Here is a 21726-nt window from a genome sequence, read left to right on the forward strand (position 1 = left end):
AGATGGCGGCGCCCACACGGATCGCAGCATTTGTGACTGGATTGGTGTGTTTGGCCACCTCTGCATTGGCCGAGAGCGGCGATGTCGAAGCTGGAAAGCGCGTCTTTTCCAAATGTCAGGGCTGCCACCAGGTGGGCGAGGAGGCGAAACACCGGATTGGCCCGCATCTGAACGGGCTCTTCGGACGGCGGGCCGCCAGTCACGACGATTTCAGGTATTCGAAAAGCTTCCGGCGCGCGGGAACAGGCGGGTTGGAATGGCATGCCGAGACACTGGATACATTCCTGGAAAACCCGAGATCTATGGCCAGCGGCACGCGCATGAGTTTTCGGGGGCTGAAAGATGCTGGCGATCGTGCCAACCTTATCGCCTATCTGCGCACATTTTCCGATGATCCTGCCAACATACCTGAGGCGGATCCGACGGCACGCGGCACCGATCATGATCTGGAACCGACTATCTTGGCCCTCAAGGGTGATCCGGAATATGGAGAATATCTGAGTGGCGAATGCGTAACGTGCCACCAGGCGTCGGGAGCCGGCAACGGGATTCCATCCATAATACTGTGGCCCGAGGAAGATTTCGTGGTCGCAATGCATGCCTACAAGAAGAAGCAACGCAAGCATCCGGTCATGCAAATGGTGGCCGGACGTTTAGGTGATGAGGAGATCGCCGCACTGGCCGCATATTTTGGTCAACTGAACGAATAACAAAAAGCATAAACGGGAGGAAATGAAATGAAACTCAACAGAAGAGCGTTCCTGGGCACGACCGCGGCAGCCGCGGGCACGATCGCGGCGCCGGTGGTGCTGGCAGACGGCCATAGCAAACCGCGCGTCATTGTTGTCGGCGGTGGCGCAGGCGGCGCAACCGCCGCGCGCTATATCGCGAAGGACAGCAAGGGCGAAATTGACGTCACCCTGATCGAGCCAACGCGCACCTATTACACGTGCTTCTTTTCCAACCTTTACCTGGGCGGGTTCAAAGAGGTCAGCGATATCGGTCACACCTATGGCAAACTGGCCGCAAGCGGCGTCAATGTGGTCCATGATTGGGCTGTGGGCGTCGATCGTGATGCCAGAACAGTTTCGTTGGCCGGTGGCGCATCCTTGCCCTACGATAAGCTGATCCTCAGCCCCGGTATCGACTTTGTTGATGGCGCTGTTGAAGGTTGGGATCTGAGTTCGCAGAATGCCATGCCTCATGCCTATAAAGCAGGATCGCAATCGGAGTTGTTGAAAGCGCAACTGGTGGCGATGCCCGAGGGCGGTACCTTTGTCATGGTGGCCCCGCCCAATCCGTTTCGCTGCCCGCCGGGACCCTATGAGCGGGTGTCGATGGTGGCGCATTTTCTGAAAAACAACAATCCCACGGCCAAGATCATCGTGGCCGACCCAAAGCCGAAATTCTCGAAGATGGCCCTGTTCCAGGAAGGCTGGGCTAACCATTACGAGGGCATGGTCGATTGGATCGGTGAAGACTTTGGTGGCGGCAACGTCTCAGTTGATCCTGCGGCAATGACCGTGTCGATCGATGGAGAGGAAACCAAGGCCGATGTCTGCAACGTGATCCCGGCGATGAAGGCCGGGCGCATCGCAGAACTGGCTGGGGTGACGGATGGTAACTGGGCGCCGGTGAACGCCGCTGATATGTCATCCAAGGCCGATCCGGACATTCATGTACTGGGGGATGCAAGCCAGCAGGGCGACATGCCCAAATCTGGATTTGCCGCCAACAGCCAGGCCAAGGTTTGCGCCAATGCGGTTCGCGGCGCGTTGACCGAATCCAAAGTGTTCCCGGCCAAGTTCTCGAACACGTGCTGGTCGCTTATCGCCGCTAACGATGGCGTTAAAGTGGGTGCTACCTACGAGGCTACGCCCGAGAAGATCGCCAAGATCGATGGTTTCATCAGCCAAACCGGCGAAACATCGGATGTGCGCAAGGCGACCTACGAAGAGTCCGAGGGGTGGTACACGGGTATCACCACCGACATGCTGGGTTAGTCCCCGCGACATGCGCCCCGGAAATTGACCTCGCTCAACGATCGGGGCGCGTAAATTTGCCAGTCTTAAGGCGATATCAAAGGAGGATCTTGCCATGAAAAAATTGATCGCTGCGATTTCGTTGGGGCTGTGCACCGCCGCTTATGCGGAGGGGCCTGTCACTGTGCCCTACGACGGGTCATTCGAGGATGCGGCATTTGCTGTCGAAAGTGCCATCGTGGATCAGGGATTGGTTGTCGATTACGTCAGCCATGTGGGCGAAATGCTTGTGCGCACCGGTGCCGATGTTGGCAGTGACAAAACGCTGTTCAAAGAAGCAGACATCTTTATCTTTTGCTCGGCGGTTGTCTCACGCAAGGTGATGGAGGCCGACCCAATGAATATCGCGCACTGCCCCTACGGGATTTTTGTCGCCGAGAACGCCGATGGCGTGATGGTCGGCTACCGCACCTATCCCGAAGGGCCGATGCAGTTAGTACAGGATTTGCTGGCCAGGATTGTGGCCGAAGCAGTGGAAGAATAGCGGATTTCAGGCGCTTACCCCGCTTACCCCGCTTGCCGAACGCGACGGCCCGATAGGAACCACTGTGTGGCCATCGCACCCAGCCACATACAGAAAACAGCAAGCCAGGCGGTGACCGCGAATATCGAACCTCCGGCCATGCCGGCCCCGACCGCACAACCGCCCGCCAGCATGCTGCCGAAACCCATCAGGACACCACCCGCTAGATAGCGTTCCATAGGGACGTCCGGTTCGAACCGCTGAATGCGGGCCTCGCGTTTGATCAAGGCCGCCAGCAGCGCCCCTGAGAAAACACCTGGTACAAGCCCGGCGCCGAAACTGAGCGGGAAACCCCGTTCGTTCACAAGCGCCATCAACGTGTCGGTGGAAGGTCCGGTAAATGTGACGGACTGGATCGCGACAACCTCAAAAGAATGTGCGGCGATCACATAAGTGAGAACCCAGCCCGCGCAAACTGCAAGCCCCACAGAAGCGGCAGCGGCCAGTTCTGAAGGCCGAACTTTTTGCCGCCAACCGAAGAAAAGAGACAGGACAAAAGTGCTGACCACCATCACCGTCACCATTCCAGGGCTGAAGTTCAGAGATGTTGCCAAATTCCGCGCTTGGCCACCCGAGATCGTCCAGAGGGAGGCCAGGCTTTCGCGTGCGGGTGACAGAACACCGCGTAAGGACGCCTGCGCAACGAGGGTCACGACAAGGCCCGTCATGATAGCGCGCAGATTGCCGGAGGCCGACAAGACCAACAAGCGGCTAACACACCCTCGCGCCAGGATCATACCGGCGCCAAAAAGAAGCCCGCCGATTATGGCGCCTGACACGCTGCCGATGCCGGCCAGTTGTCGTGCTTCACTTAAGTCCAGAGCACCAGAGAATACGAATAATTGCACCGAGGCCAGGGCCGAGAAGAACGCCACCAACCAGATCGCTAGCCTGGGTCCCAGTGAACCGCCCGTTACCTCAACTACTGCGGCACGCAGGCAGAACCGCGAATGGTAAGCAGCAAGACCAAATACCACGCCTACGACTGCACCAGAAGCCAGTAAGAGCTGCCCTTCGCCGAAACTTTCGACCAACTGATCCATCTCAGAGCCCGTGTCGTTTCCTGGCGTGATACGCGCTACACGCGCGCTCGTAATTGACTTCGCTCAAAGCCGGAAGTTCTGATCTGCGTGGTTTATTCAAATTCCATCTGTTCATACACCCGGCCGGCATTCTTGGTGGCCAGTTCATCGAACGTATGCAAATGCGAATAAGGCGACTGGTCGACGTAATAGGCATCCGCCAGATCACCGCCCGCGTCCAGATGCTCTCCGATCTTGCCGCGCAGGTACATGAGGTAGTCTTTGGTGTACCTGCGCACCTGAGCCATGTTCGTGGGATGGCCGTGCCCCGGGATGACATAAGTGGCGTTCAGGGCTTCAAATTCAGCGTCCCAGGTTTCCAGCCAGTCCGCTGTCATCGTATCGTCAAAAATGGGCAGCAAGCGCTCGTGGAAGGCCATATCGCCTGCGATAACAAGGCTTTGTTCGGGCAACCATACTGACACGTCTCCTGGGCTGTGAGCGGGGCCAAGATAGCGAACCTCGATATGGAAATCGCCCATATCGACGATGTAGTCATCTTCGAACGTCTCTGTCGGTCCCGCCAGAAATGTTCCCTCGGCCTTTTCGCGATTGTAGCGCTTCATCCCTTCAAGAATCTGCCCGCCGTATTCTTCAAACTCATGCGCGGCGTCCACATGGGCAAGGATCGGCACGCCTTGTTCCGACCAATAGGAATTGCCCAGCATCGAGTGCCCCTGACCATTTTCGTTGATGACCAGTTTCACCGGTTGATTGGTGATTTTTTTGATCTCGCCATGCAGCGCCTCGGCCAGAATATAAGCCGCACCGCCATTGATCACGATGACGCCGTCCCCGGTCACGATAAAGCTGAGGTTGTTGTTATGTCCGGTGTTCTCATAGGTCGGCGGCGCTGTTGCCCCAATGGCGGACCAGACATGCGGGATAACTTCAACGGGTTTGGAATATAGCGCAGAGCCGGGATATTGGTCAGCAATGTTTTCATCGGCAAGCGCGGGAAGCGCGCAAAGCATTGCGGAAAGGATCGCAAGAATGCGCATCATAGATCCTCCCCGATGAACCGATACCCGTCGCCCGACACCTCTGCGCGGCCAATGCCGTTACCGGGTAGATGGAACCCCACAAGCGTCATTTGTTCGGCGCTCAGCCGATCCAGGAGCCGACGGCGCGCGGCAATCGCCTGTTCGGCATTCTGATCCGCGCCACTGGGCCAGTCGGGTCTGGCAAAGGCAACATGATGGTTGCCGATGGCATCGCCGACGACCATTGCAGCGTCTGATCCGTTTCGAACCTCAAAGCTCATATGCCCCGGCGTGTGCCCATTTGATGCGATGGCTGCGACACCTGGCAGGATTTCCTGGCCGTCATCAAAAAATTCTACCGTATCTTCAATAGCCTCCATGCGACGCCTTGCCCCAACGGCAAAGGCGGCACGATCTTCGCCAATGGTGTTGACCGTTTCAGGATTCCACCAGTAATCCCATTCATCCCGGCCCATCATATAGGTGGCATCGGTAAAGAGAGGATCGTCAAATTCGTCCAATAGACCCCAGATATGATCGGGATGTGCGTGGGTGAATACCACATGAGTGATGTCTTCGGGGCTAAGACCCAAGCCATAGAGCGACTCAGTCAGCATCCCGGCCGTCGGCATGAAGTCGGGGCCAGACCCGACATCAAAAAGCACGGTATTTTCACCGTCGCGGTATAATGCAAGATTGCACGCAGGCTTCAGTTGATCCTCCGAAAGTCCGAATTCCTGAAGGATCGGTGCCAGCTCGTCTTTCGTCATCGGCTCGAACATAAAGCTGCCAGGTAAAACCAGATGACCGTCACTGACAGCGGTCAGAACACCGGAACCGATTTTCACCTCCGCCAGCGCCTGTTGCGGCAGGCTGGCCAGACACGGCCAGGCGGCGAGCGCAGAGAGGAAATCTCGACGGGAAAAAGACATCTTCACCTCCAATAAATTCTCGTATTAGAATATGTATTAATATCATCAGAAGTGCAACGATTTCAGAAGGCGTAACCAACGCAAAAAATTCCTGAGTAGATGCGTGCCGTCACAGCCTGCGCTCTTCCCGGTACGCACTCGTTGGGCACATGGCTACCGGAGGTCTAAAAGCCCGACCGGGGGTCTGAGATTTGTGAACCCCGTTCATGCCTGATGCGGCGACCGGTCTTACGCGTCCACATTGGTCGCCGAAAAATTTTTAATATCTGCGCGATCCTATCCGCCGCGAACCGCATCGATCATTCGCTGAACATTGTCCGGATCTGCATCTGGCGTGATACCGTGTCCCAGATTGAAGATATGCGGGCCGCCCTGGAAAGCTTTGACGATGGCGCAGGTTTCAGCCGTCAGGGCCGCCCCGCCGGTCACCATGTGCGAGGACGCAAGATTGCCTTGCACACAACCATCTTTTTGGATGTTTGCGGCGGCCCAATCGGGGCTGACCGAGTTATCCAATGCCACGCAATCCGCGCCGGTGGCAGCGTGAAAGCCGACATATTTGCCAGCCGCCTCGCGCGGAAAGGCGATGATTGGCGTGTCGGGATGACGAGCCTTCAGTGCGGCGATGATCTGGCGGGCAGGTTCAATCGCATAGCGGTCGAAATCTTCGTCCTTGAGCGACCCGGCCCAGCTATCGAAGAGTTTGATCACTTCGGCCCCGGCTTCGATCTGCGCCGAGAGATACTCGATCGTTGCCTCGGTAAGGCGCGCTAAAATCCCCTCGAATACGGTGCGGTTTTCCGCCTTGAGCGCATGGGCCGGACCCTGATTCGGGGTGCCGCGCCCGGCGATCATGTAGGTGGCCACTGTCCATGGGGCGCCGGCGAAACCGATCAGCGTGGTCTCGGGCGGCAACGCCCCCGACAGGTTGCGTACGGTCTGATAGATCGGCGACAGTGTTTCATGAATGTCCGAAGTGGGTTTCAGCGCGTCCAGCCCGGCCTGATCGGTGATGGTCGACAGGCGCGGCCCCTCGCCGGTGACAAACCACAGATCGGCGCCAAGCGCCTGCGGCACCAGCAGGATATCGGCAAACAGGATCGCGGCATCAAACCCGTAGCGGCGAATGGGTTGCAAGGTGACCTCGGTCGCCAGATCGCTGTTGTAACACAGCGATAGGAAATCCCCGGCCTCGGCCCGCGTGGCACGGTATTCCGGCAGATATCGTCCGGCCTGGCGCATCATCCAGATCGGCGGCACATCCTGGGTCTCGCCCGCCAGTGCCTTCAGAATCGTCTTTTGTGCGGCCATCGTTACCCTCCGATTTAAGGGGTGTTCACCTCCCGGCGACAAGATGTCAACCGCACCTGCCTTGCAAGAGCGAAACCCCGGGGCTAAACCGCCCGCATGAAACTGGAATTACCCTCGCCCCGCACCCCGCTGAAACTGGGCACGCGCGGCTCTCCGCTGGCGCTAGCGCAGGCGTACGAAACCCGCGACCGGCTGGCCGGGGCATTTGATCTGCCGCATGAGGCGTTCCAGATCGTGGTGATAAAGACTACCGGCGACAACCGCGCCATGATCGCCGCCGACCGCCCGCTGAAGGAAATCGGCGGCAAGGGGCTGTTCACCAAGGAAATCGAAGAAGCGCTGCTGGCAGGCGTGATTGATGTTGCCGTGCATTCGATGAAGGATATGCCGGTATCGCAGCCCAATGGGTTGGTGATTGATTGCTATCTGCCGCGCGAGGACGTGCGCGACGCCTTTGTCGCGCCCTTGGTTGACGTCCTCGCCGATCTGCCCGCAGGCGCAAAAGTGGGCACCTCGTCGCTGCGCCGAAAGGCCCAGGTGTTGGTGGCCTACCCCCACCTTGAAGTGGTCGAATTTCGCGGCAATGTGCAGACCCGGTTACGAAAGCTGGATGATGGCGTGGCCGACTGTACCTTCTTGGCGATGGCAGGGCTGAACCGGTTGGACCGGTCGGATGTGGCAACGGCAGCAATCGATCCCGATGTGATGCTGCCCGCCGTGGCGCAAGGCGCGATCGGGATCGAACGGCGCGCCGATGATACCCGCGCCGCGGATATGCTTGCCGCGATTCATCATGCATCTACCGGCCAGCAATTGGCCGCGGAACGGGCGTTTCTTGCCGCGCTTGATGGCTCTTGTGAAACACCTATCGCAGCGCTGGCTGAACTAACGGGCGGCAATTTGCGTCTGCGTGGCGAAATCCTTCGTCCCGATGGCAGCGAAAGTCTAAGCGATGATCGCACCGCGCCGATCGAGGATGGGATTGAGCTTGGACGCGCGATGGCCGAAACCCTGTTAAACGAGGCCGGAGATGGGTTTTTTGACTGGCGGGTTTAGGATCGAGCCGGGTAGGCCAATATGACCACTACGGTGTTTCTGGTGGTGATCGCCGCTGCGCTGTTGCACGCGTTATGGAATGCCTTGCTGAAATCCGGCGCCGACAAGTTTGTCGGCATGAGCGCGGTCATGATGGGTCAGGCACCGCTGGCGGTGATCGCCGCCGTCAGCTTTCCGTCGCCCGCCGCCGACAGCCTGCCCTATCTCTTCGCCGGGATCGCCCTGCATGTCGGCTACCAGATCTTTCTTACGCTGGCCTATCGCGTGGGCGATCTGAGTCAAGTCTATCCCATCGCCCGCGGCGTCGCACCGCTGATCGTCGCCGGCGTGTCGGTCGGGTTTCTGGGCGTGGTGTTGAACCTGCCCGAGATCATCGGCGTCGCCACGATCGGTATCGGGATCATCAGTCTGGCGCTGGTGCGCAAGGAAACCGGCCAGCGCAACCTGACCGCCGCAACACTGGCACTTGTGACCGGTTGTTTTATCGCCGCCTATTCGTTGGTGGATGGGCTGGGCGCGCGGGTGTCGGGTTCTCCCATCGGGTTTTATGGCTGGCTGGCGATCGGTTCGACGCTTGGGTTTACCGGCTCGATGCTGCTCTGGCGGCCACGCATTGTCCGAACGGCGCTTGCCACGCAGAAACTGCGCGGCGTACTGGGTGGCAGCGCCTCTTTCATCGCCTTCGCGCTGGTGATCTGGGCGTTCACTCAGGCCCCGATCGCGCTGGTCACCGCCCTGCGCGAAACCAGCATCGTCTTCGCGCTGCTCTTCGGCGTGGTGTTCCTCAAGGAAAGGCTGGATCTGGCCAAGCTGGTATCCACCGCGCTGACACTGACCGGAGCGGCGCTGCTCAGGTTCGCGCGGCATCTGTGACCGGCGCTAGGCACCCGGCGGAACTGACGAATAATCCGGGTTTCGTGCCGCATCCTTCTGTCCGCATGAAATCTCTGGTAGTATCAAAGCTGAAAACTGGACCTATCAGAAACCCTGATTCTGACGGTTGATACTGGTAGGATAAATAGCGTAGCGCGCGCGAAAATTCGCCCGGCTTCCATGCCGGGCTTAAACCGATGGAGACCCGATATGGACGGCAAAGTTCTGGACAATGACATCACCAAGGTAGTGGAGGCCGACCGCGCCCATGTCTGGCATCATCTGATCCAGCACGCCCCCTGGACAGGTCCTGACCCCAAGGCTGATCCCCGGATCATCGTCGAAGGCCGCGGTATGCGTGTCTGGGACCAGAAGGGGAAAGAACATATCGACGCCGTTTCCGGCGGCGTGTGGACCGTCAATGTTGGCTATGGCCGCGAGCGGATCGCCAACGCCGTGCGCGACCAGCTTATCCAGCTTCCCTATTTTGCAGGCTCGACCGGCTCAATTCCCGGTGCTCTCTTTTCGGAAAAGCTGATCTCGAAAATGCCGGGGATGAGCCGGGTCTACTATACCAATTCAGGTTCCGAGGCGAACGAGAAAGCCTTCAAGATGGTGCGCCAGATCGCGCATAAGCGCTATGGCGGCAAGAAGCACAAGATTCTCTATCGGGATCGCGATTATCACGGCACCACGATCACCACGCTGTCGGCCGGCGGACAGTCGGAGCGCGGCGCGCAATACGGCCCCTATACGCCGGGTTTTGTCAGCGTGCCACATTGCCTGGAATACCGCGCTCAGTGGGATCTGTCGGGTGAGGAATACGGGCTGGCCGCCGCCAACGCGATTGAAGAAGTCATCCTGCGCGAAGGACCCGATACTGTAGGCGCCATTTGCCTCGAGCCGGTCACCGCAGGTGGTGGTGTGATCGTACCGCCAGAAGGTTACTGGCCCCGTGTGCAGGAGATTTGCCGCAAGTATGACATCCTGCTGCATATCGACGAGGTGGTCTGCGGGCTTGGCCGTACCGGCACATGGTTCGGTTATCAGCACTATGGTATTGAGCCTGATTTTGTCACCATGGCCAAGGGTGTCGCCTCGGGTTACGCGGCAATCGCCTGCTGCGTGACGAATGAGAAGGTTTTTGAACTTTTCCGGGACGATATGACCGATCCGATGAATTACTTCCGTGACATTTCGACCTTCGGTGGCTGTACCGCCGGCCCGGCGGCAGCGTTGGAAAACATGGCGATCATCGAAGAGGAAAACCTGCTCGATAACACGGTGGCGATGGGCGAATATATGCTTGATCAGCTGAAGGCGCTGCAGGACAAGCATGAAGTGATCGGTCAGGTGCGCGGCAAGGGGTTGTTCCTGGGGGCCGAACTGGTTTCCGACCGGTCAACCAAGGAGCCGGTCGATGAGAAGCTGGCGCAGGCGGTTGTCGGTGACTGCAACGCGCAGGGCGTGATCATCGGTGTCACCAACCGCTCGATCCCTGGGTTCAATAACACGCTATGCTATTCGCCTGCACTGATCGCGACGAAGGACGATATCGATCAAATCGTTGAGGCCACGGATAAGGCGCTGACCAAGGTTTTCGGCTAGCCTTTTCTCCCACCCTGCGGGCCGTCGTGGGGTGGGGCCAATTCGGTTCCGTTTCTTATGATTGCGATATCGGGTGCCTGCTCTCAGGCCGGGGCGTGTTGTTGCAGGATATTCAGCGGCACGATGTCCAATGCGCGTTCATGGGTGGCCTCAAGCCGAACTTGCGGCGCGCAGCCCTCGTCATGAGCCTGCAGAAAACGAGCAGCACAGAGGCACCATTGATCTCCCGGCTTGAGTCCGGCAAAGCCAAACTCCGGATGTGGCGTGCTGAGGTCGTTGCCGACATATTTTGAAAATGCGAGGAATTCGGCTGTCATCAGCGCGCAAACCGTATGGCTGCCGCGATCTTCGGTGCAGGTGCTACAATGCCCATCACGGAAATAGCCTGTGACGGGATCAGTGGAACAGATTTCTAGCTTGCCGCCCAGAACATTAATCGCCGGTTCCTTTTGGACCATGTGACATCTCCTTTAGAGAACAAGCCTAACGTGCTTACAACGCCGCGGCAATTGCCCGAAACATTGCGATGTTGACGTCATGTACTCCCGGATTACGGAACTGCCGGTCGGCACCGGTTGTCACGATTACCACGTCGCGTGGCTGGTCGACATAAATATACTGACCATAGATCCCACGCGCCATGAACACACCATCCCGTGCCTCCTTGGGAATCCACCACTGATAACCATAGCGGATTTTGTCGGGTGCGGTGGGGGCGCTGGCGATGGTCGAACTGGCAATCCAATCGGCCGGTACAATCTGCTTTCCGTGCCAGTAGCCGCCCTGTGCGATCATCTGCCCGAAACGTGCATAATCCCGCGTGGTCATGTTAACCCCGCCCAGGGCAAAGGCTACGCCGCGCCCGTCGGTCAGATAGTATGGTTCGACCTCGAGTCCCAATGGCGCGATGATCTTTTCCGATAGCAGATCGGGGATATCCCGACCGGTCGCGCCACGGATCACCATGCCCAGCACATGGGTGTCGATCGAGACGTATTTCCATTGCGCCCCCGGTTGCGCAATCCGCGTGTCGAGGGCCGCGGCAAACCCGTCCATCGACCCGCCAAGGGCCAAGACGCGGCCCATCTTGTTGATGTCCGAATCATAATCCAGATAATCCTCGTCAAAGGCCACACCGCTGGTCATCTGCAGGATATTGCGGATCGTCACCCCGTCATAGGCGCTGCCCGTCAGTGCCGGGACATATTGCGTGACCTGATCGTCAAGCGAGCCAATCGCACCCTCGGCCTTGATGATGCCAAAGAGCGCTGACAGGAAACTTTTTGCGATCGACCAGCCGATGCGCCGGTCTTCTGCCAACGTACCAAGGCGATAACTTTCATGGACGATTTGCCCTCGGTGCAGCACCAGCAGAGAAGTAACGAAGCGCTCATTGATCCACTGATCTGTGTTTGGCGGTAATATCGTCGCTGTCCCTGTCGGCAGCGGACTGACCGGCCCGTCCCCGCGCGAAATGGCTCGCGTCAGAAATGCCCGGTCCATATGAGAAAAATTCGCGACGATCTTGCCTTCTGAGAAGAGTGAATTAACCGCCATCAGGCGGGTGATTTCCTCGCGTTTGTAAAACCCTACGACAAGCGCCGCCAGCAAAAGTGCCAGTGCTGCACGCCCCAACCATTTTAATGCCCGTCGCATCACACCCTCTTAATTCGTACAGGCCAGAAGATCACCCAGCTGGCTGGAGGACAAGCCCGACGTGGCAGCGCCACATGCCTTTCGGGTGGGCTGAAGTCTGCTTAAACCGGGGTTAGCGGAATTTATCTATGAGACGCTGCATGGGGCTGCGCACTTCGTCCGGTTCAAGTTCAGGTTTCGGCTGGGGCTTGACTGATGGTTTTGCGCCGGATTGCGGCTTGGCTGCCGAGGTCGGGGAACGCGCTGGTGCCACTCGTTGTGCTACGGCATTCTGGAACCTGTCATTGGCCCCCTCGGCTAGAAACACGGCGCCATCGCTGATTCCGCGCATGAGATCGTCCAGCCAATCCGCGTCTGCTTTGGCAAAATCCTGCAACACGTAATGCGGCACCAATTCCTTGCGGCCCGGATGGCCGACACCTAGCCGCACTCGTTGGTAGCTGTCGCCGATATGCTGATGCAGAGAACGCAACCCGTTATGCCCGGCATGGCCGCCACCCTGCTTGACGCGCAGCTTGCCCGGGGCCAGGTCAATCTCGTCATGGATGACAGTTACGTCTTCAGGTGACAGTTTGTAAAACCGCATCGCTTCGCCGACGGACTGACCGCTGAGGTTCATGAAAGTCTCGGGTTTGAGCAATATCACCTTTTCCCGACCCAGTTGGCCGTCGGAAATCTGTCCCTGGAACTTCGATTTCCAGGGGCCAAATCCGTGATCTGCGGCAATCCGGTCAACGGCCATGAAGCCAATATTATGACGGTTCTTCAGATATTTGGCGCCGGGGTTCCCCAGGCCGACAATCAGCTGCATCGTTGTAGCCCTGTTTCTTGCTGCCGGTGGTCTACGCCGGTGGCTGGGCGGAATCAATCACCACGGCAAATCCACAGACAGAATGACGACAAAAAAACGCGGCCTGATCTAGGCCGCGTTTCTCAACTTCCAACACTGAAACCGGCGAATTACTCTTCGCTGCTTTCTGTGTCAGCCGCTTCGCCGCCTTCTTCGTCACCGACGACGGGCACTTCGGCTGCGTCTGTATCTTCGTCCTCGTCATCCGCATCGGACTTGAGCGCCGATGGGGCAGAGACGTTACAGATCATGAAGTCACGATCAGTGATGGTCAGTTTGGCACCGGCCGGGATCTCGATATCCGAGATCGTTGCGGTGTCGCCGATATCTTCCAGTTTCGCCAGGTCAACCGTCAGCGTTTCGGGGATGTCGCCCGCGGTCACAACCAGCTCAACCTCGTTTCGGATCACCGTCAGAACGCCACCTTTACGCAGGGCGGGACATTCCTCTTCGTTGATGAACTCAACGGGGATGAAAAGGTTGATCTTGGTGGTCCGCCGCAGGCGCATCAGGTCCAGATGGGTCGGCAGATCCTTGACAACATCGCGCTGAACGTCACGGCAGATCACGCGCACATCGTCGTGGCCGTCAACCTTGAGGTTGAACAGTGTCGACTTGAAGCGGCCTGCTTTCAAAGACTTAAGCAGTTTGTTGAACGGAATATTGATCGGCAACGGATCGACGTCGCCCCCAAAAACGATACCCGGAACCATGCCTTCGCGGCGTGCAGCACGAGCGGCGCCCTTGCCCGTCCCCGTGCGTTCCTGGGCGTGAAGATCAGGTACTTCTCCAGCCATGTTAATTCTCCAAAGGTTAGGGCGGGGCTCCTCCAAGGCTGTAGCCCCGCGTGAAGACGCGCGTATAGACCGGTTTTTCTTCTGAGGAAAGGGCTAATATCGCCGCTTGGCGGTTATTGCCAGCGGTCCGAGAAATCCCGCGGGATCATCAGGATGTCGCGGTCGACGCCTTTGATATCGCGGTGTCCGCAGAAGGCCATCGACACATCCAGTTCCTTGTGGATCACCTCGAGTGCCTTGGTCACGCCGGCCTCGCCCATAGCGCCCAGACCGTAGACATAGGCACGCCCGATATAGGTGCCTTTTGCGCCCAGTGCCACGGCTTTGAGGACGTCCTGACCTGAGCGGATACCGCTGTCGAGATGCACCTCGATTTTATCCCCGACGGCATCCATGATCTGGGGCAGGGCGCGGATGGCCGACAGCGCGCCATCCAGCTGTCGCCCGCCGTGGTTGGACACGATGATGGCGTCGGCGCCCACGTTCAAAGCCTCAAGCGCGTCGCGCGGGTCGATGATGCCCTTGATGATCAGCGGCCCGTCCCACATCTTGCGGAACGCGCGGATGCGGTCCCAGTCGAGCGCCTCGTCAAAGGCCTCGGCGGTCCAGGTGCTGAGCGACGAGGGATCGCTGACGCCCTTGGCGTGACCAACAATATTGCCAAAAAATCGCCGTTTGGTTCCCAGCATCCCTAGGCCCCAATGCACCTTAGTCATCATGTTGGCCACGGATTTGACGGTCAGTTTCGGCGGGGCGGAGAGACCGTTCTTGAGGTCCTTGTGGCGTTGACCGAGCACCTGAAGATCAACGGTGATCACCGCCGCCGAGCAGTTTGCCGCCTTGGCGCGGTCAAACAGCCGCTGCATGAAATCATCGTCCTTGAGGGTGTAGACCTGCATCCAGAAGGGCTTGGAAGTATTCTCGGCCACATCCTCGATCGAGCAGATCGACATGGTCGAGAGCGTGTAGGGCACTCCGAATGTCTCTGCCGCTTTCGCCGCTTTGATCTCGCCATCGGCGCATTGCATGCCAGTCAGGCCGACAGGGGCGAGCGCGACCGGCATCGCGACCTCCTGTCCGATCATCTGTGTGGCAGTGCTGCGGTTCGACATATCGACGGCGATGCGCTGGCGCAAAAGTATCTCGCTGAAATCGCTGGTGTTTTCGCGGAATGTCTGTTCGGTCCAGCTGCCGCTTTCGCAATAGTCATAGAACATGCGCGGCGTGCGGCGCGCGTAGATAAGCTTTAGGTCGTCGATGCAGGTGATGACTGGCATGAAGTATCCATGTCAAATTTTGGTAATGTTTACTTACCAATATGGCAGGTTAATAAAAATGTCTATGCGGCAAAGTGTTCGATTGTTTGGAGGCCGCTTTAGACTTTGCAAGTTTCCGGGGCTACTGAAAAGGTGTCTATGAACAGACCGCAATTTTTTTTCTTGTGAGGCCGAAATTTAAAGGAGCTCCACATCTTGCAAGTCATAATGATATTCGGACCACATGCGGTCGGCAAAATGACCGTCGGTCAGGAACTCGAAAAAATATCCGGGTTCAAATTGTTCCACAATCATGTCCCGATCGAGATGGTGCTCCCTTACTTCGGCTACAGCACCCGGGCGGGGCGCCAACTGGTGCACAAGATTCGAGAGGCATTCTTCAGAGCATTCGCCGAAAGCGATAAAGCGGGTTACATTCTGACGTGTATCTGGCAGTTCGATGCCGCTGGAGAACAGGAATATATGGATTGGGTTGCCAGCATATTCGAAGAGCACGGGGCCGAGGTTCATTGGGTCGAATTGGAAGCAAATCTGGAAGAGCGCCTGAAAAGAAACAAATCTGCAAACCGGCTCAGCCACAAGCCGTCTAAGCGTGATCTGGAAGTTTCCGAGCAAAGATTGATCGAAAGCCACAAGAAACACCGGCTGAATTCCCGTGACGGCGAACTGACATATAAGAACTATCTGAGGATAGATAACTCCGACCTGAAACCCGCTGTTGTCGCGAGGCAAGTACTGGACTGGCTTCAATCCAGAAATTGAGAACCTTCAGACCGAATGTGCACCGTCGGCAAGTGTCTTGACGAAAGCCAATACTTCGCCAGCGGATTTACCCGCGGCGATCTGGCTGACGATGGCACTCCCCACAACCGCGCCGTCTGCCACGCTCGCGATAGCGCGGGATTTTTCGGGGGTGTTGATGCCGAAGCCGACGATTACCGGCAGATCGGTGGCGGATTTGATCCGCGCGACCTCGGGGCCTACATCGGTGGCCTCGGCCTCGGCGGCGCCGGTAATGCCGGTGATCGAGACGTAATAAACGAAACCGCTGGTGTTCTGCAGCACCTTGGGCAGACGTTTGTCATCCGTCGTGGGGGTGGCCAGACGGATAAAGTTCAGCCCGGCGTTCTGCGCCGGGATGCAGAGCTCGTCATCTTCCTCGGGCGGCAGATCGACCACGATCAGCCCGTCGATGCCCGCCGCCTTGGCGTCGGCCAGAAAGCGCTCGACCCCGCGATTGTAGATCGGGTTGTAATAGCCCATCAGCACGATCGGGGTGGTGTCATCGCCCTTGCGGAACTCGGTGGCCATCTCAAGCGTGCGCTCCAGCGTCATGCCGGCCTCAAGTGCGCGCTGCCCGGCCAGCTGGATTGTCGGGCCATCGGCCATTGGATCGGTAAAGGGCAGACCCAGTTCGATCACGTCCACACCTGCGCCGGGCAGGCCTTTGACGATCTCAAGCGCCGTGTCGTAATCCGGATCGCCCGCCATGATATAGGAAACGAAGGCCTTTTTGCCGGCGGCTTTCAGGTCAGCGAATTTGGCGTCGATGCGGGTCATCATGGGTATCCTTGGTCTGAACGCCCCGGGTTTGGCCGAAACGCCGGGGGAATTCAATAGGGTCAGGGCATCTGGCTGGGTGCGCTGATCATCCAGCAGGCACCGAAACGATCCGTTACCATACCGAACCCGTCGGCCCATTCCGTGGGGCCATAAGGCATAGTGATCTCTCCGCCTTCGCTGAGCGCGTTGAAGGCCGATTTGGCGGCCTCGGCGCTTGGCATCTCCATCATCACCCAGCTTCCGGCCATCGCGGGGGTGGTGCCCATCATGTCGTCCGAGGCCATCAGCAGGCCGCCATCGAAGGCGATCATCGAATGCATGATCCAGTCTTTCTTGTCGTCGGGCACCTCCATCGACGGCATCTCGGCGCCGGTCATCATCATGGTGATCTCGCCGCCGAAGATATCGGCATAGGCGGTGACGGCCTCGCGGCAATTGCCGGTGAAGATCAGATAGGGGGTGGGGTTCATGATGCGTCCTCCTGTGCGTTTCGGGGCAGCCTAGCACAGTCCCCGTTGCAGTGTGCAGCGGATGCGCATAGAAGCGCCGGAAACCGGATGTCGGAGGATGCGATGGGCTTCAAAATGGGGATCGTGGGCTTGCCCAATGTCGGTAAGTCGACGCTGTTCAACGCGCTGACGCGGACGGCGGCGGCGCAGGCGGCCAATTTTCCGTTCTGCACGATAGAGCCCAATGTAGGTGATGTGGCCGTCCCGGATGACCGCCTTGATAAGCTGGCGGATATTGCCAAGTCAAAACAGATCATTCCGACGCGCATGACCTTTGTGGACATTGCGGGTCTGGTCAAAGGGGCAAGCAAGGGCGAGGGGCTGGGTAACCAGTTTCTGGCCAATATCCGCGAGGTCGATGCGATTGCCCATGTGTTGCGCTGCTTTGAGGATGGCGATGTGACCCATGTAGAGGGCCGAGTCGATCCCGTCGCTGATGCGGACACGATTGAGACCGAGTTGATGCTGGCCGATCTGGAAAGCATCGAGAAGCGGCTGCAGAACATAATTCGCAAGGTGCGGGGCGGCGACAAAGAGGCGGTGCAGCAGGAACGGTTGCTGAAAGCGGCCGTCGAGGCGCTTGAGGATGGCCGTCCAGCGCGCAGCGTGGAAGTTGATGATGAAGACGCGAAGGCCTGGAAAGGTTTGCAGCTTTTGACGACAAAGCCCATTCTCTACGTCTGTAACGTTGATGAGGCAAGCGCTGCTGAGGGCAACGAATTCTCGGCAAGAGTTGCACAGATGGCGACCGATCAGGGCGCGGCGAGTGTCGTGATTTCGGCGCAGATCGAGGAAGAGATCAGCCAGCTTGAGCCGGACGAAGCTGAGATGTTTCTGGAAGAGATGGGTCTTGCCGAGGCAGGGTTGGATCGTTTGATTCGGGCGGGCTATGACCTGCTTCACCTCGAAACCTATTTCACCGTCGGCCCCAAAGAAGCGCGCGCCTGGACGATCCGCACAGGCACGTCGGCGCCCAAGGCGGCGGGCGTGATCCACGGCGATTTCGAAAAAGGGTTCATTCGGGCCGAGACCATTGCCTATGACGATTTCGTCTCATTAGGCGGTGAGCAGGCGGCGAAGGAAGCAGGCAAGATGCGTGCCGAAGGAAAAGGCTATGTCGTCAAGGACGGTGATGTGCTGCATTTCCTCTTCAACACCTGAGCACTGGAATTGGGGCCGGGACGAGGTCTGGCTTTCTGATATCTTGAACCCGAGTTCCGGTTGATCGGGCCGCAATCAGCGAAGTGCATTTTTTCAGATTTCGAGGGGCATGGTGCCTCTCGGAATGACGTTTTTGTAGGTGTCGGAGTCAAGACTGCATCCGGCGTCATGGTCGTAAGTTATGCCGATATAATTCGCGCATAATCGCCCGGCGGTCGGGCGCGCCCGTCTCCGGCCTCAAATGGCTGTCCGACAATATTCCGCACTTTAGAACGCTTGCGTCCGGAACGACATTCAGGCGCTGGACACCTGCGTTTGACTGACAGGCGGGTGAAGCAGCGTTCGGTGCATGCAAACGAAATTTACCACTGACTTCCTAAGACTTCAGGCAGCGATGTAACTACCAGCAATACCGGGGGCTGAGATCAGCCCGCGTCAGGGCGTCCGGGGCGACAACGTCCCCGACTTCCCGGGAAATATCAGGAATATCAGTAACGGTCCTCTATGGGCCACGGCACTCAGCCTGGCATCGCAGCTTTAATCGGTACCAATGGCCCGTTTTGGGTCGGATACAAGGAAAGAAAGCATCTATGCCTGATGTAAAAATCGACAATTTTGCAATACACCAGCACGTGACCGACGGTCCTCTGCGACAGGGTGACGGCGCTATGCTGCACCGTGCGGATGGCACCTATGCGGCGGCCAACGATCAGGGTGTTTGGAATGACCTCTATGTCTCGGTCGACGAGGATTATCTTCGGAGCCTTCTGGACCTCCAACCGCCGCCCCCTCCGCCGCCCCCTCCTCCTCCCCCTCCGCCGCCGCCCCCTCCTCCGCCCCCTCCTCCTCCCCCTCCGCCGCCGCCCCCTCCTCCGCCCCTACGACGGCGGACGTGCATAACGCGGCGGAATTGGCTTCGGCCCTTTCATCAGCACAAAGTGGCGATGTGCTAACGCTGGCGCCTGGTTCCTACGGCAATTGTCCGTCGATTCCGAACGGCGTGACCATTCGGGGGGCAGACCCGGCGAACAAGCCGGAATTCTCGAAGTTCACCATTAACCGCCGCGACGGAATCACGCTGTCCGACATACATTGCCGATATACGTACAAGTCGGGTGATTCAGATTCGACGAATAAGTTCCTGATCCAGGACAGCACCAACATCAAAGTGCTTGGCTGCAAGTTCCAGGGCGATTTCGACGGGAATGGTGCCGGCAAAGGCCGCGGCCTTCGGATGTGGGGCGCCAACCAAAATGTGCTGGTGGAACGCTGCGAATTCGTTGACTGGTGGAAAGGGCTTGGCGTGAATGGCAAGAACATCACCATCCGGCTCTGTGACATCCACGGCATCAGGTCAGACGGCATCAACACCGGTAGTGGCGAGAACTATTTGATCGAACTGAACTATATCCATGATTTTGGCACGCCCGGCGGCGCGTCCGATCACAGGGATATGATTCAGGCCATCGGTGGTGCGAAGGGTATCACGATCAAGGATAACTTCTTTGATCAGAATAACGGCCTCTACGCGCAGGGTATCTGGTCGGATCACAACAGCACGGACAGTGATCTGACGATCACCGACAATGTTATGATCATGTCGCACACCAACTGCATTGCCTGGATCAGTTTCTCGAACGGGGTGGTTGACCGGAACCAGGTCGCTCAGTGGCGTGATGCCAACGGCCAGGCGCGTCCCGACAATAACCCGGGTGTGGCGATTCCGAAGATGAACATGAATGGGACGCTGACGAGCTTCATGGGCAACCAGGCTCCGAGCATCATCAAGCCTGCATCTTCTGATCCGTCGAACCAGGTGACTAATCTGGACGACAAGGCGGTTCGCGCACAGGCACGGGCGGATGACCGCTGGATTCACTTCTTCTGATCTTTGACCAGAGCGCAGGCGGTCATACTTAAGATCGCCTGCGCCGTTTTCCGGGTTGATCCGGCTCATGATGCGTCCGTTGCGATCCCCGACACTGGGAACAGGCAGTGGGCGCATTTTGTTTCTGATCCTGTCGTTTCGGGCGTCCCGTTGGTGGGGCCTATCGGCGGGCTTCCATGCGCAAAAAAATCGCGGAGATCCATTTTTTGCGCAATCCGTCCACATACCCCTTGTATTGCCATATTATTTGAAGATAGACCCACCAGCGGAGCTGTGGCCGAGTGGTCGAAGGCGCTCCCCTGCTAAGGGAGTAGGCCCGGAAGGGTCTCGTGGGTTCGAATCCCATCGGCTCCGCCACCCACACCATTCTCTGTCAGCACAGCCGACATTTCCCTGTTTTACCCCGACTTTCCGGGGTCTTGCGCTGTGCCTTCTGCGTGGGAGACACCTATGATCCAGTCGACCAGGGCAGAATCCCTCGGCCGTCTCTGCCGCCAGCATCACGCGCTTCGGTTGGGTTTGATTTTCCCTGCTAACAGGGAATTAACAGGGAACTTTTTCACAATTTACAGGGACATTTCCAACGGGAGCAGGGAATGAAGCGCGCAGATCAGGGAAGGTTAAAATCCTGGCTGAACCCGTAAACCCGCGCCTGCATATCCCAGTCGAGCGGGGTCGGTTTTCGGATGATCTTTTCCAGGGTCAGTTCTGGCGGCTGACTGCCAACGAGGATCGTTCTTTGGATTTTGGGCGAGAGGAAGGCGAGTTGGGCTCGGGTCCGTACATATGACTCAGAGTGTCTGGTTGCGGCGGCGATATCGCTCAAAGATTTTTCGCGGCGAAGGTCGGCTGTCGAGATATGTGCCCGGGCCAGCGCGCGCAGCATCGTTCTGTCGGACTCGGGTTCTGGGTCGCCAGCGACGATCTTTCCCTCAACGCCCCGTCGACGCAATTCGAAGGGCGCTTGGATTTGCAGCGCGGAAGGATCAATTTGGCTAGGTTCCAAGCCAAGTTTATTTGCCAACTCCGTCGTTTGGAGATTTAGGACGATGCGTCCTTTGGCGAGTTGGCCTCCCGCCGTTATATTTGGGAGAAGCTCGTGCGCACCTTTCCGTAGCTTCTTTATTAGATTCTGAGCCTTGGTACAGACTGCGTCGCCAATCTGAAGATCTGGCATGACGCAAATCCGATGACCACTGGCCAGATCGCTCGGGTGCTGCGCGATGATGTCCGCAACTGCCTGCTCCAATGCCACTGCGGGCAAAGGCCAGCCACTTGGATCGGTACCTCCGGAGATCAGGCGATTGGAGACATAGTAGCGCAGCCTTCGTCTATGACGCTTGGTACGTGTCGGCGCCAATCGGCCTCCGGTCTCGTCCCGGAGATCAAAGCGGCGCGGAGCAAAATTTCAGTTTTTCAGCACCTGCTTGAGCCGAGTGAGATCGGTCGGATGAAAAAGGAGGGGATGCTTCCGCCGAAGACCTATAGCTCATAAAAACCAGTGGGCGGCTGCTTCAGTGGCCGCCCTTAGATGTTGTAGAGTTGTTGTAGAACATAAAATGGGCGGTCTCTGCGGATCGCCCGTTTTGCTTGATTATCAAGATGTTCAGTGGTG

At 58.0% G+C, this 21726-nt stretch carries 21 protein-coding genes and 1 tRNA gene; 10 read left to right on the top strand and 12 right to left on the bottom strand.

All coding sequences use genetic code 11. From position 1 onward, the window contains the following. Positions 1–2 precede the first annotated feature (2 nt). The 3 genes from LC334_RS20500 (at position 3) to LC334_RS20510 (ending at position 2526) form a co-directional block, all read left to right on the top strand. Positions 3–710: a c-type cytochrome gene (locus LC334_RS20500; RefSeq protein ID WP_085802248.1), complete on the top strand. Its 708-nt coding sequence runs from the start codon at positions 3–5 to the stop codon at positions 708–710. A 27-nt stretch (positions 711–737) separates the two neighbouring features. Then, the gene (locus tag LC334_RS20505) at positions 738–2003 is read left to right on the top strand and encodes an NAD(P)/FAD-dependent oxidoreductase (RefSeq protein ID WP_085802247.1); all 1266 of its coding nucleotides are present in this window, start codon (positions 738–740) and stop codon (positions 2001–2003) included. A 94-nt stretch (positions 2004–2097) separates the two neighbouring features. Next, the gene (locus LC334_RS20510; protein WP_085802246.1) at positions 2098–2526 is read left to right on the top strand and encodes a DUF302 domain-containing protein; all 429 of its coding nucleotides are present in this window, start codon (positions 2098–2100) and stop codon (positions 2524–2526) included. Positions 2527–2549: 23 nt separating this feature from the next. Here the strand turns inward: LC334_RS20510 and LC334_RS20515 are convergent, their stop codons facing one another. The 4 genes from LC334_RS20515 to hemE form a co-directional block, all read right to left on the bottom strand. Further along, positions 2550–3608, bottom strand: coding sequence for a YeeE/YedE family protein (locus LC334_RS20515; protein ID WP_085802245.1), 1059 nt, complete (start codon positions 3606–3608; stop codon positions 2550–2552). A 92-nt stretch (positions 3609–3700) separates the two neighbouring features. Beyond that, positions 3701–4651 (bottom strand): MBL fold metallo-hydrolase, encoded by a 951-nt coding sequence (locus LC334_RS20520; RefSeq protein WP_085802244.1) that lies wholly within the window; start codon positions 4649–4651, stop codon positions 3701–3703. Continuing rightward, a complete protein-coding gene (locus LC334_RS20525) occupies positions 4648–5562 on the bottom strand; it encodes an MBL fold metallo-hydrolase (RefSeq protein ID WP_085802243.1) in 915 nt (304 codons plus the stop codon). Before LC334_RS20525 ends, LC334_RS20520 begins: the two co-directional genes overlap by 4 nt. A gap of 276 nt (positions 5563–5838) precedes the next feature. Then, positions 5839–6873: a uroporphyrinogen decarboxylase gene (gene hemE, locus LC334_RS20530; protein ID WP_085802242.1), complete on the bottom strand. Its 1035-nt coding sequence runs from the start codon at positions 6871–6873 to the stop codon at positions 5839–5841. A 96-nt stretch (positions 6874–6969) separates the two neighbouring features. On the opposite strand from hemE, the gene hemC reads away from it, so the two are divergent. The 3 genes from hemC (at position 6970) to LC334_RS20545 (ending at position 10410) form a co-directional block, all read left to right on the top strand. Next, positions 6970–7929, top strand: coding sequence for a hydroxymethylbilane synthase (hemC, locus tag LC334_RS20535; protein WP_085802241.1), 960 nt, complete (start codon positions 6970–6972; stop codon positions 7927–7929). Between the two features lie 21 nt (positions 7930–7950). Continuing rightward, positions 7951–8802, top strand: coding sequence for a DMT family transporter (locus LC334_RS20540; RefSeq protein ID WP_085802240.1), 852 nt, complete (start codon positions 7951–7953; stop codon positions 8800–8802). 210 nt (positions 8803–9012) lie between these two features. After that, positions 9013–10410 carry an aminotransferase family protein gene (locus tag LC334_RS20545; RefSeq protein ID WP_085802239.1) on the top strand — a complete coding sequence of 466 codons (1398 nt, stop codon included), beginning with the start codon at positions 9013–9015 and terminating at the stop codon, positions 10408–10410. 83 nt (positions 10411–10493) lie between these two features. Here LC334_RS20545 and LC334_RS20550 read toward each other — a convergent pair whose 3' ends face one another. The 5 genes from LC334_RS20550 to LC334_RS20570 form a co-directional block, all read right to left on the bottom strand. Continuing rightward, positions 10494–10868 (bottom strand): DUF2237 family protein, encoded by a 375-nt coding sequence (locus LC334_RS20550; RefSeq protein ID WP_085802238.1) that lies wholly within the window; start codon positions 10866–10868, stop codon positions 10494–10496. A 34-nt stretch (positions 10869–10902) separates the two neighbouring features. Next, positions 10903–12066, bottom strand: a complete 1164-nt coding sequence (locus LC334_RS20555) for a serine hydrolase domain-containing protein (RefSeq protein WP_085802237.1) — start codon at positions 12064–12066, stop codon at positions 10903–10905. 112 nt (positions 12067–12178) lie between these two features. Further along, positions 12179–12877 carry an aminoacyl-tRNA hydrolase gene (pth, locus tag LC334_RS20560; protein ID WP_085802236.1) on the bottom strand — a complete coding sequence of 233 codons (699 nt, stop codon included), beginning with the start codon at positions 12875–12877 and terminating at the stop codon, positions 12179–12181. A 149-nt stretch (positions 12878–13026) separates the two neighbouring features. Then, complete coding sequence (locus LC334_RS20565) at positions 13027–13713, bottom strand: 50S ribosomal protein L25/general stress protein Ctc (RefSeq protein ID WP_085802235.1); 687 nt, start codon at positions 13711–13713, stop codon at positions 13027–13029. Between the two features lie 113 nt (positions 13714–13826). After that, complete coding sequence (locus LC334_RS20570; protein WP_085802234.1) at positions 13827–14990, bottom strand: alpha-hydroxy acid oxidase; 1164 nt, start codon at positions 14988–14990, stop codon at positions 13827–13829. 207 nt (positions 14991–15197) lie between these two features. Here LC334_RS20570 and LC334_RS20575 point away from each other — a divergent pair, with 207 nt between their 5' ends. After that, positions 15198–15752, top strand: a complete 555-nt coding sequence (locus LC334_RS20575; protein ID WP_223413101.1) for an AAA family ATPase — start codon at positions 15198–15200, stop codon at positions 15750–15752. Between the two features lie 6 nt (positions 15753–15758). On the opposite strand, the gene trpA is transcribed toward LC334_RS20575, so the two are convergent. Both trpA and LC334_RS20585 read right to left on the bottom strand, forming a co-directional pair. Beyond that, complete coding sequence (gene trpA, locus LC334_RS20580; RefSeq protein WP_085802270.1) at positions 15759–16550, bottom strand: tryptophan synthase subunit alpha; 792 nt, start codon at positions 16548–16550, stop codon at positions 15759–15761. A 62-nt stretch (positions 16551–16612) separates the two neighbouring features. Beyond that, entirely contained in the window at positions 16613–17023 is a 411-nt protein-coding gene (locus LC334_RS20585) for a VOC family protein (RefSeq protein WP_085802232.1), read from the bottom strand. A 102-nt stretch (positions 17024–17125) separates the two neighbouring features. Here LC334_RS20585 and ychF point away from each other — a divergent pair, with 102 nt between their 5' ends. From ychF to LC334_RS20600, 3 genes are all read left to right on the top strand, one after another. After that, on the top strand, positions 17126–18223 hold the full coding sequence (gene ychF, locus LC334_RS20590) for a redox-regulated ATPase YchF (protein ID WP_085802269.1): 1098 nt from the start codon (positions 17126–17128) through the stop codon (positions 18221–18223). Positions 18224–19115: 892 nt separating this feature from the next. Beyond that, positions 19116–20111 carry a right-handed parallel beta-helix repeat-containing protein gene (locus LC334_RS20595; RefSeq protein ID WP_085802231.1) on the top strand — a complete coding sequence of 332 codons (996 nt, stop codon included), beginning with the start codon at positions 19116–19118 and terminating at the stop codon, positions 20109–20111. 267 nt (positions 20112–20378) lie between these two features. Beyond that, positions 20379–20468 (top strand) — tRNA-Ser (locus tag LC334_RS20600). A 253-nt stretch (positions 20469–20721) separates the two neighbouring features. Here LC334_RS20600 and LC334_RS20605 read toward each other — a convergent pair. Beyond that, positions 20722–21471: a hypothetical protein gene (locus LC334_RS20605; RefSeq protein ID WP_139836524.1), complete on the bottom strand. Its 750-nt coding sequence runs from the start codon at positions 21469–21471 to the stop codon at positions 20722–20724. Between the last annotated feature and the right edge of the window lie 255 nt (positions 21472–21726).

This window comes from Roseovarius aestuarii, assembly GCF_019966515.1.
Lineage (GTDB): Bacteria > Pseudomonadota > Alphaproteobacteria > Rhodobacterales > Rhodobacteraceae > Roseovarius > Roseovarius aestuarii.